This window comes from Rheinheimera sp. (genome assembly GCF_037442345.1).
Classification (GTDB): domain Bacteria; phylum Pseudomonadota; class Gammaproteobacteria; order Enterobacterales; family Alteromonadaceae; genus Pararheinheimera.
Map to the genome: position 1 here is coordinate 1 of NZ_JBBIQL010000044.1, position 10,579 is coordinate 10,579.

Consider the following 10,579-nt stretch of genomic DNA (forward strand, 5'->3'; position numbering starts at 1 on the left):
CGTTCACCTTCAAACACGTTGACCTGACGCCATTTCGGGATCATCTCTTCATGAGAATCACCTTGCTCCGGTGTAATCACCAGACGACGTTTACCTTTGGTCTCCTTACCGAAGCTGATCACACCAGAGATTTCCGCCAAAATGGCAGGGTCTTTTGGTTTACGGGCTTCGAATAAGTCAGCAACGCGAGGCAGACCACCGGTGATGTCACGTGTTTTCGAACCTTCCTGAGGAATACGCGCCAGTACAGTGCCAGGACTTACCTTCTGACCATCGGTAATTTCGATGGTCGTAAAGCTTGGCAGGCGGATTTCCTGCAGCGCACCATCGTCCATTTCCAGGATCAGTTTCGGCTCTTTCGCATTGGCTTTAGACAAGTCTTTCACCACAGTGCGGCTTAAACCTGTCAGGTCATCCTGCTGTACCTCAGTGTTGCTGTCGTCTACATCACTGAACGACACCTTGGCACCACGCTCAACAATGATTGGGTGAGAGTGCGGATCCCAGTTCGCCACGATTTGACCAGCAGTCACAGTGGTGTTGTCGTCCACAGTCAGCACAGAACCGTATGGCAGCTTGTAGCGCTCTTTCTCACGGCCTTGCTCGTCAAATACTGTCACTTCTGCAGAACGTGACGTAATAACGATCTTACCGTCAGTGTTGCGAACAGTTTTGGCGTTGTGCAGCTTCAGAGTACCGGCATTTTTCACCTGAACACTGTTTTCTGCAGAAGCCCGTGATGCCGCACCACCGATGTGGAATGTACGCATCGTTAACTGTGTACCTGGTTCACCGATCGATTGAGCGGCGATAACACCGATAGCTTCACCCGGATTAATCAGGTGGCCACGGGCCAGATCACGGCCGTAACACTTGGCACAAACACCGAAATTGGTCTGACAGGTAATAACTGAGCGTACATAAACTTCGTCGATTGAGTTCTTCTCAATCAGGTCACAAAGCTTCTCGTCCAGCATAGTGCCGTCTTCAACCAGCACTTCACCAGTGGCAGGAACGACCACATCACCGATCACCACACGACCTAACACGCGCTCACGCAGACCTTCTACAACGTCACCACCTTCAATCAGTGGTTTCATCATGATGCCTTCAGTCGAGCCACAGTCGTGTTCAGTCACAACCAAGTCTTGTGCAACGTCAACCAGACGACGGGTCAGGTAACCTGAGTTCGCTGTTTTCAGTGCGGTATCCGCCAAACCTTTACGGGCACCGTGTGTCGAAATGAAGTACTGAAGTACGCTCAGACCTTCACGGAAGTTAGCGGTAATTGGTGTTTCGATGATGGAGCCATCTGGCTTCGCCATCAGACCACGCATACCTGCCAGCTGACGGATCTGAGCCGGTGAACCCCGGGCGCCAGAGTCGGCCATCATGTAAACAGAGTTAAATGACGGTTGAGTGACAGTGTCACCATCGCGGTTGACCACTTGTTCTTTCGACAAGTTGTCCATCATCGCTTTGGACAGGGCTTCGTTCGCCGTTGACCAAATGTCGATAACCTTGTTGTACTTCTCACCGGCTGTTACCAGACCTTGTTGGAACTGGTCCTGGATTTCAGCGACTTCTGCTTCCGCAGCAGAAATGATGTCTACCTTGGCAGCAGGAATGACCATATCGTCAATACCTACAGAAACACCAGACAGCATCGCGTAGTGGAAACCGGTGTACATGATTTGGTCAGCCAGAATAACAGTGTTTTTCAGGCCGATCCGACGGTATGAACCGTTTAACAGGCGGCTGATCTGCTTCTTACCCATCGCCTGATTGACAGAGTCAAAGGCCAAGCCTTCCGGCAGTGTAGAGAACAGAATGGCACGGCCCACTGTTGTGTCTTTGACGGCAGTCGCAGAGGTTTTGCTGCCATCCGGTTGCAAAGTCACTTCAGTAATACGAACTTTTACTTTGGCATGTAAGCTGGCCACACCGGCACGGAAGGCTTTTTCCGCTTCTTTCGGGCTCTTGAACAACATGCCTTCGCCTTTGGCGTTGATGGCATCGCGGGTCATGTAGTACAGACCCAATACAACGTCCTGAGAAGGAACAATGATTGGTTCACCGTTCGCAGGCGACAGAACGTTGTTAGTCGACATCATCAGCGCACGGGCTTCTAACTGAGCTTCCAGGGTCAGCGGTACGTGAACCGCCATCTGGTCACCGTCGAAGTCGGCGTTGTACGCAGCACACACCAGCGGGTGCAACTGAATGGCTTTACCTTCAATCAGAACTGGTTCGAAGGCCTGGATACCCAGACGGTGCAGTGTTGGTGCACGGTTCAGCAGTACCGGATGCTCACGGATCACTTCATCCAGAACGTCCCATACGGCGCCTTCTTCGCGCTCCACCATTTTCTTGGCAGCTTTAATGGTGGTCGCTAAACCACGGGCTTCCAACTTGCCATAGATGAACGGTTTGAACAGTTCCAGAGCCATCTTCTTCGGCAGACCACACTGGTGTAAACGCAGAGTAGGACCAACGGTGATTACCGAACGGCCTGAATAGTCGACACGTTTACCCAACAGGTTCTGACGGAAACGACCCTGCTTACCTTTGATCATGTCGGCTAAAGATTTCAGCGGACGCTTGTTCGAACCGGTGATGGCACGACCACGACGGCCGTTATCCAGCAGCGCGTCTACAGCTTCCTGCAACATACGCTTTTCGTTACGGACGATGATATCAGGCGCAGACAGGTCCAGCAGGCGCTTCAGACGGTTGTTCCGGTTGATCACACGGCGGTACAGATCGTTCAGATCTGAAGTGGCGAAACGGCCACCATCCAGTGGCACCAGAGGACGTAAATCCGGTGGTAATACTGGCAGTACCGTCATGATCATCCACTCTGGCTTGTTACCAGAAGTGTGGAAAGCTTCCATCAGTTTCAGACGCTTACTGACTTTTTTACGTTTGGTTTCAGAGTTGATGGTTGGCAACTCTTCACGCATTTGTTTGATTTCTGTGGCCAGGTCAATGCCTTTTAACAGGTCGAGGATCGCCTCTGCACCCATTTTGGCTTCGAACTCGTCACCGTGCTCTTCCAGCACGTCCAGGTATTCTTCTTCAGTCAGCATCTGACGACGCTCTAAAGAAGTCATGCCTGGTTCTGTGACTACATAGCTTTCGAAATACAGCACGCGCTCGATATCACGTAACGTCATATCCAGCAGTAAACCGATCCGGCTTGGCAGAGATTTCAGGAACCAGATGTGCGCTGTTGGGCTCGCCAGTTCAATGTGCCCCATGCGCTCACGGCGCACTTTGGTCAGCGTGACTTCAACGCCACACTTTTCACAGATCACACCACGGTGCTTCAGGCGCTTGTATTTACCGCACAGACACTCATAGTCTTTCACCGGGCCAAAGATACGCGCACAGAACAGACCGTCACGCTCTGGTTTAAAAGTCCGGTAGTTGATGGTCTCAGGCTTTTTCACTTCGCCGAACGACCAGGAACGGATCATGTCTGGTGAAGACAGACCGATACGGATCACATCGAACTCTTCAGTTTTTGTTTGTTGTTTCAGAAACTTTAATAAGTCTTTCACTTTACTCTCCTGTCAGAGGGTTAACCTTTTTCAATAGGTGCTTCAAGCACCGGCTGAGGCAGAAGCCGCTCTGCGTTTGCAGAGCGGCTGCCGGTTATTCCTCTTCCAATTCGATGTTGATACCGAGCGAACGGATTTCTTTCATCAGTACGTTGAAAGATTCTGGCATGCCAGGCTCCATGCGGTGGTCACCGTCCACGATGTTTTTGTACATCTTGGTACGACCATTCACGTCGTCTGACTTCACTGTCAGCATCTCTTGCAGCGTGTACGCCGCGCCGTATGCTTCCAGAGCCCACACTTCCATCTCACCGAAACGCTGACCACCGAACTGCGCTTTACCACCCAGAGGCTGCTGCGTGACCAGGCTGTAGGAGCCGGTCGAACGGGCGTGCATCTTGTCATCAACTAAGTGGTTCAGTTTCAGCATGTACATGTAGCCCACAGTGACCTTACGCTCGAAGGTATTACCGGTACGGCCATCGTACAGCGTGATCTGACCGCTGCTTGGCAGGTCACCCAGCTCCAGCAGTTGCTTGATTTCGCTTTCTTTGGCGCCATCAAACACTGGCGTGGCTACAGGTAAACCTTTACGCAGGTTTTCTGCCAGACGGCGTACTTCATCGTCAGTGAAGTTTTCGATATCCACTTCCTGACGGGATTCACCCAGCGCATAGACCTTCTTCAGGAAGTCACGGATCTCCGCGATTTCTTTCTGGTCTTTGATCATGGCGTCAATCTTGTCACCGATACCACGGGCCGCTAAGCCTAAGTGTGTTTCCAGGATCTGACCGATGTTCATCCGCGACGGAACACCCAGCGGGTTCAGAACTATATCTACTGGCTGACCTTTTTCGTCATATGGCATATCTTCCACAGGAACAATGGTAGAAACCACACCTTTGTTACCGTGGCGACCCGCCATCTTGTCACCAGGCTGAATACGACGCTTCACGGCCAGATACACTTTAACGATCTTCAGCACGCCTGGAGCCAGGTCATCGCCCTGAACAATCTTGCGACGCTTCGCTTCGAATTTCTTATCGTATTCGATACGAATTTCTTCGTACTGAGCAGATAACTGTTCCAGATCGTTTTGCTTGTCTTCGTCTGCCAGGCTGTAGCCTAACAGCGCGTCGCCACGCATAGTGTTCAGCTTGGCGCGGTCAACACCAGTGCTTTCGATCAGGTTACGGATACGAGAGAAAATACCCTCTTCCAGGATACGGAATTCTTCATTCAGGTCTTTTTTGGCCTGTTTGATTTCCATTTCCTCGATTTCGCGGGCACGTTTGTCTTTCTCAACGCCATCACGGGTAAATACCTGAACATCGATCACTGTACCAGTAACAGAGTTAGGTACACGCAAAGAGCTGTCTTTCACGTCTGAGGCTTTTTCACCAAAGATCGCACGTAACAGTTTTTCTTCCGGCGTCAGTTGGCTTTCACCTTTTGGTGTCACCTTACCGACCAGAATGTCACCACCCTTCACTTCAGCACCGATGTACACGATACCGGCTTCGTCCAGTTTGGACAGAGCTGATTCACCGACGTTTGGAATATCGGCAGTGATTTCTTCAGGCCCTAACTTGGTATCACGAGCAATACAGCTCAGTTCCTGAATATGGATAGTGGTTAAACGGTCTTCCTGAACTAAACGCTCAGATAACAAAATCGAGTCTTCGAAGTTGTAACCATTCCACGGCATGAACGCCACGCGAAGGTTTTGACCCAGCGCCAGTTCACCCAGGTCCGTTGAAGGACCATCGGCCAGAATATCACCACGTTCAATGGGTTCACCCTTGTTTACACAAGGACGTTGGTTGATACAGGTGTTCTGGTTAGACCGGGTGTATTTAGTCAGGTTGTAGATATCGATACCCGCTTCACCAGCGACCATCTCTTCTTCGTTAACCTTGATCACGATACGGCTGGCGTCGACATAATCGATTACACCACCACGTTTAGCGACCACTGTGACACCAGAGTCTTTCGCTACCACACGCTCAACACCAGTACCTACCAGAGGTTTGTCTGAACGCAGCGTAGGAACGGCCTGACGTTGCATGTTTGAACCCATCAATGCGCGGTTGGCGTCATCGTGTTCCAGGAACGGGATCAGTGCAGCGGCAACAGAAACGATTTGCTGTGGCGCAACGTCCATGTACTGGACTTTATCAGCTGGCATCAGCGTGAATTCGTTTTTGAAACGGCAAGGAACCAGGTCGGCCACCAGGCGGTTATCAGCATCCAGTTCAGCGTTGGCCTGAGCGATAACGAAGTTACCTTCTTCAATCGCCGACAGGAAATCTACTTCATCTGTCACAATACCGTTATCGATACGACGGTAGGGGGTTTCCAGGAAACCGTACTCGTTGGTCTGTGCGAACATAGACAGCGAGTTGATCAGACCGATGTTTGGACCTTCAGGCGTTTCGATTGGACATACGCGACCATAGTGAGTCGGGTGTACGTCACGAACTTCGAAGCCGGCGCGCTCACGGGTCAGACCGCCTGGGCCTAACGCAGAAATACGGCGTTTGTGGGTCACTTCTGACAGCGGGTTGTTCTGATCCATAAACTGAGACAGCTGACTGGAGCCGAAGAACTCTTTCACTGCAGCCGAAATTGGCTTGGCGTTGATCAGATCCTGTGGCATCACAGCATCCAAGTCGCCTAATGACAGACGCTCTTTGACTGCACGTTCTACACGCACTAAACCAACGCGGAATTGGTTTTCAGCCATTTCACCCACAGAACGGATACGACGGTTACCTAAGTGGTCGATATCGTCCACTTCGCCTTTACCGTTCCGGATGTCAATCAGCACCTTCATCACTGCCAGGATATCCACTTTGCTCAGGATACCAACACCTGAACCTTCTTCGAAGCCAACACGGCGGTTGAACTTCATCCGGCCCACAGTGGACAGATCATAACGGTCTTCAGAGAAGAACAGGTTTTCAAATAAAGTTTCAGCAGCTTCACGCGTTGGTGGTTCACCAGGACGCATCATGCGGTAGATTTCTACCAGCGCTTCCATCCGGTTGCTGCTTGGATCGATACGCAGAGTTTCAGAAATGTATGAACCCTGGTCCAGATCGTTAATATACAGAGTTTCAAAGCTGTCATATCCGGCTTTGGCTAGTTTGGCTAACAGCTCCAGTGTGAGCTCTGCGTTCGCCTCGGCAATAATCTCTCCGGTTGAACGGTCAGCATAATTTTTCGCCAGGACACGACCTACCACATATTCATGGGGTACATCCATCAACGTCATGCCGGTTTTTTCCAGCTGACGGACGTGACGGGCAGTAATACGACGGCCGGCTTCTACGATCACTTCGCCATCGTTGTCTTTGATATCAAAGGCTGCGGTTTCACCGCGCAGACGGTTTGGCACCACTTCCATAAACAGCTTGCCGTCTTTAATTTCAAAACGGGTGCTTTCAAAGAAGGTGCTCAGAATATCTTCAGTGCTTAATTCCAGCGCACGTAACAAAATAGTGGCTGGCAGTTTGCGGCGACGGTCGATACGGACAAACAGGTTATCTTTGGCATCAAATTCAAAGTCTAACCAGGAGCCACGGTAAGGAATGACGCGAGCATTGTATAACACCTTGCCTGAGCTGTGTGTCTTACCACGGTCATGGTCGAAAAACACACCTGGGCTGCGGTGTAATTGTGAAACGATAACACGCTCAGTACCATTGATAACAAAGGTACCGTTTTCGGTCATCAGTGGGATTTCGCCCATGTAAACTTCTTGCTCACGGATGTCTTTGATGGTGCCTGGCACTTCTTTATCAAATAACACCATACGCAGTTTTACACGCAGCGGTGCTGAGTAAGTCACACCACGGATCTGGCACTCTTTTACATCAAAAACCGGCTCACCAATGCGGTAGCTGACGTATTGCAGCTCTGCACTACCTGAGTAGCTTTTGATTGGGAACACAGAACGGAAAGCGGCTTCTAAACCGTATTCACCTTCTGGATCCGGCTCGATGAATTTGCTGAATGATTCAATCTGAATCGACAGCAGATAAGGCACATCCAATACCAATGGACGTTTACCGAAGTCCTTACGGATACGTTTCTTTTCAGAATAAGAGTAAGTCATGGGGTTCCTCAGCTTGCTGATTTTTTACCCTACCTACCCTCGCGGGGCGGCGGTTTATGCGGCCACTATGGCTACATAAGGGGCGGGGAAAATCAAAGTCCCACAGCGCAAAAAGGCCGGTGGTTATTTCACCACCAGCCTAGCCTGAAATCAGGCGACTAATCTAGAGTTAACTAGATTATTTAACTTCAACAGTAGCACCAGCTTCTTCCAGCTCTTTCTTCAGAGCTGCAGCTTCGTCTTTAGAGATAGCTTCTTTGATTGGAGCTGGAGCAGCTTCAACCAGATCTTTCGCTTCTTTCAGACCCAGACCAGTTGCGCCACGAACTGCTTTGATAACAGCTACTTTGTTGGCGCCAGCAGCGGCCAGAACTACAGTGAACTCAGTCTGCTCTTCAACAGCAGCAGCTGGGCCAGCAGCTACAGCAACAGCAGCAGCAGCTGAAACACCGAATTTTTCTTCCATAGCGCTAACCAGTTCAACAACTTCCATTACAGACATTGCTGCGATAGCGTCTAAAATTTGCTCTTTAGTCACTGACATTTCTCAGATTCCTAAACTAAGTGGGCGTATACCCTATTAAACTTTAAAAACCAACCTGCCTGATAATTAGGCGGCTTGTTCTTGCTTTTGGTCGCGAACTGCGGCAATTGTACGGACAAGTTTGCCGGCTGCTGCTTCTTTCATAGTGCTCATCAGGCGAGCGATAGCTTCGTCGTAAGTTGGTAACGAGGCCAGCACTTCTACGCTGACTACGGCGCCATTGAAGGCTGCGCTTTTCAGTTCAAACTTCTGGTTCTCTTTCGCGAAATCTTTGAAGATACGCGCTGCAGCACCTGGGTGCTCTTTAGAGAATGCAATCAGAGTTGGACCTACGAACGCGTCATTCAGACACTCAAATTCGGTGCCAGCTACTGCACGGCGAACCAGCGTGTTACGGACAACTTTCATCCATACGCCAGCGTCACGAGCCTGCTTACGCAGCTCAGTGATTTTGCCTACAGTGACACCACGAGCATCTGCGACTACCGCAGACAAAGCACCTTTGGCAGCTTCCTGAACTTCAGCAACAATTGCTTTTTTGTCATCAAGCTTAATAGCCATAGGCTTTTAACTCCTGGTTCATCCAGACTGAATTGTCTGGTTGCCTACACATCGTTGTTCAACCGAAGTTGTTCAACGCGCGATTTACGGTGGCAGACCAGAAGGATTGGAATCTTTCTGGGGCTAACACACCGTCTGCGTAGGTTTGTCTTTTTAAGCCGCGCCTTTCATTGAAACTTGCGGCACCTACGGTCTTGGACGGAAGCTGTTGCTTTTACACACAATAATGCGCTCAAGCCAGCTTCTACCCGAAAATTAGAGCGCGAGATTATAATTTAACCTCGCGCTCAAGTAAAGCTGCTTAATTAAACGGCTTTATTAGATCTTGGCGTCTAAAGACGCTTGATCCAGAACGATACCTGCACCCATAGTGGTCGACAGAGTCACTTTCTTGATGTAAGTACCCTTGGCCACTGATGGCTTAGCACGTTTCAGTGCAACCAGCAGAGATTCCAAGTTTTCTTTGATCTTGTCAGCGTCGAAGTCAATTTTACCAACGGTAGAGTGGATGATACCGTTCTTGTCGTTACGGTAACGAACCTGACCTGCTTTAGCGTTTTTCACAGCTTCAGCAACGTTTGGCGTTACAGTACCAGTTTTTGGGTTTGGCATCAGGCCGCGTGGACCTAAGATCTGACCCAGCATACCTACAACGCGCATTGCATCTGGAGAAGCAATTACTACGTCGAAGTTCATTTCGCCTTTCTTCACTTGCTCAGCTAAGTCTTCCATACCAACGATGTCGGCACCGGCAGCTTTAGCAGCTTCAGCGTTTGCACCCTGAGTGAACACAGCAACACGAACAGTACGGCCAGTACCGTGAGGCAGTACAGTAGCACCACGTACGTTCTGGTCAGATTTACGGGCGTCGATACCCAGGTTTACTGCAACGTCAACAGACTCAACGAATTTGCTGGTTGCCAGCTCTTTTAACAGAGCAACTGCGTCATTGATACCGTACTCACGAGTAGAATCTACCTTAGAGCGGATTAATTTAGCGCGTTTTGATAATTTAGCCATCGATTAACCCTCTACCACTAAGCCCATTGAACGAGCAGTACCAGCGATGGTGCGAACTGCCGCTTCATCGTCAGCAGCGGTCAGGTCAGCACGTTTGATCTTTACGATCTCTTCCAGCTGAGCACGAGTCACTTTACCGACTTTCTGTGTATTTGGACGGCCTGAACCACCTTTCAGACCCGCTGCTTTTAACAACAGGAATGAGGCTGGAGGGGTGCGGGTTTCGAATGTAAATGAGCGGTCACTGTATACAGTGATCACGACTGGAATTGGCATGCCTTTTTCCAGAGACTCTGTACGGGCGTTGAAGCCTTTACAGAATTCCATGATGTTCACACCGTGTTGACCCAATGCTGGACCAACTGGTGGTGACGGGTTTGCCATACCAGCTTTAACTTGTAATTTTACAAGTGCCGTGACTTTCTTAGCCATGTTTCACCTCTTTATAGGGTCTTAGCCTCGTAAGTGCGAGGACACTTACTCAAACGGCTCCCCTGACGTTAAAAAAGGCCGCGATTATATTTTAACCAGCGGCCCGTGACAACGGTTTTTTGACCGTTAAGCTTTTTCGACCTGACCAAACTCCAGTTCAACCGGAGTAGAACGACCGAAGATCAGAACCGACACTTTCACGCGGCTCTTTTCGTAATCCACTTCTTCCACCACACCATTGAAGTCGGCAAATGGACCTTCGGTCACCCGAACCACTTCGCCCGCTTCGAACAGTGTTTTTGGTTTTGGCTTGTCGGCATTGTCTTGCAGACGGTTCAG

General features: G+C 50.1%; 7 protein-coding genes. All 7 read right to left on the reverse strand.

Annotation, left to right across the window (positions count from 1 at the left end):
• A partial coding sequence (gene rpoC, locus WKJ04_RS17945) for a DNA-directed RNA polymerase subunit beta' (protein ID WP_337881673.1) occupies positions 1-3,563 on the reverse strand: 3,563 nt, incomplete at its 3' end.
• 94 nt (positions 3,564-3,657) lie between these two features.
• Entirely contained in the window at positions 3,658-7,683 is a 4,026-nt protein-coding gene (rpoB, locus tag WKJ04_RS17950) for a DNA-directed RNA polymerase subunit beta (protein WP_337843695.1), read from the reverse strand.
• A 178-nt stretch (positions 7,684-7,861) separates the two neighbouring features.
• On the reverse strand, positions 7,862-8,227 hold the full coding sequence (rplL, locus tag WKJ04_RS17955; RefSeq protein WP_337843696.1) for a 50S ribosomal protein L7/L12: 366 nt from the start codon (positions 8,225-8,227) through the stop codon (positions 7,862-7,864).
• 66 nt (positions 8,228-8,293) lie between these two features.
• Positions 8,294-8,788 carry a 50S ribosomal protein L10 gene (gene rplJ, locus WKJ04_RS17960; protein WP_337843697.1) on the reverse strand — a complete coding sequence of 165 codons (495 nt, stop codon included), beginning with the start codon at positions 8,786-8,788 and terminating at the stop codon, positions 8,294-8,296.
• A gap of 318 nt (positions 8,789-9,106) precedes the next feature.
• Positions 9,107-9,808, reverse strand: coding sequence for a 50S ribosomal protein L1 (rplA, locus tag WKJ04_RS17965; protein WP_337843698.1), 702 nt, complete (start codon positions 9,806-9,808; stop codon positions 9,107-9,109).
• 3 nt (positions 9,809-9,811) lie between these two features.
• On the reverse strand, positions 9,812-10,240 hold the full coding sequence (gene rplK, locus WKJ04_RS17970; RefSeq protein WP_031564148.1) for a 50S ribosomal protein L11: 429 nt from the start codon (positions 10,238-10,240) through the stop codon (positions 9,812-9,814).
• A gap of 126 nt (positions 10,241-10,366) precedes the next feature.
• Positions 10,367-10,579 (reverse strand): KOW motif-containing protein (locus WKJ04_RS17975; RefSeq protein WP_337881674.1); only part of this gene is annotated, 213 nt, incomplete at its 5' end.